Source organism: Luteitalea sp., assembly GCA_009377605.1.
Classification (GTDB): Bacteria; Acidobacteriota; Vicinamibacteria; order Vicinamibacterales; family Vicinamibacteraceae; genus WHTT01.
The window spans coordinates 1-583 of record WHTT01000320.1 but is presented as its reverse complement, the minus strand read 5'-3'; the positions used below and the strand labels follow the sequence as shown (position 1 = coordinate 583).

The following is a 583-nucleotide window of genomic DNA, read 5'->3' as shown; positions in this document are numbered from 1 at the left end:
AGGAACTCCGGCCGGGGACCGAGGTTCTCGGTCTTGAAGCGCCAGGCGACCTCGAGCTCGTTGAAGTTGCCGGCGTTGATTCGATCGAGCGGCGAGTAGCGCGTGCTGCGAAGATCGGCGCCGTAGGTGGGCCATTCGCCGATGGCCGTCCCGCCGCCGTTCTGACCGCTCAGGGGAACACCGAGCAGGCCCCCGCAGAGGATGACGAGCAAACAGAGTTCGATATGCGAACGATTGTTCGGCCCCATGGCGACGGCAGTGTAGCGCGCTTCGTGCCCTTCGTGATGATCTTCGATGTTCTTCGCGTAACACGGGAACACGGGAACACGAAGATCACGCCCCTCGACTCCGCTCGGGGCGCCCTGAGCGAAAGTCGAAGGGCGAAGGAGCACGAAGATCACGAAACCCGAAATTGGCTTTAGATAATCCTGTCTTCGTGGTCTTCGTGTCTCTTCGTGATCTTCGTGTTTGCATTTTCACCCCGGTGGCATAATGCGCCCATGAAGACCACGCTACCTGCCGGTGTGACGATCGTTCTGATGTCCGCTGCCGTCGGCGCGCAGGGGCTTCAGTACCCGACGAC

General features: G+C 60.9%; 1 protein-coding gene. It reads right to left on the bottom strand.

The genetic code is table 11. The features are described 5' to 3' along the window. Nucleotides 1-320: hypothetical protein (locus GEV06_29125; protein ID MPZ21900.1), on the bottom strand; the 320-nt coding region annotated here is incomplete at its 3' end. Between the last annotated feature and the right edge of the window lie 263 nt (nucleotides 321-583).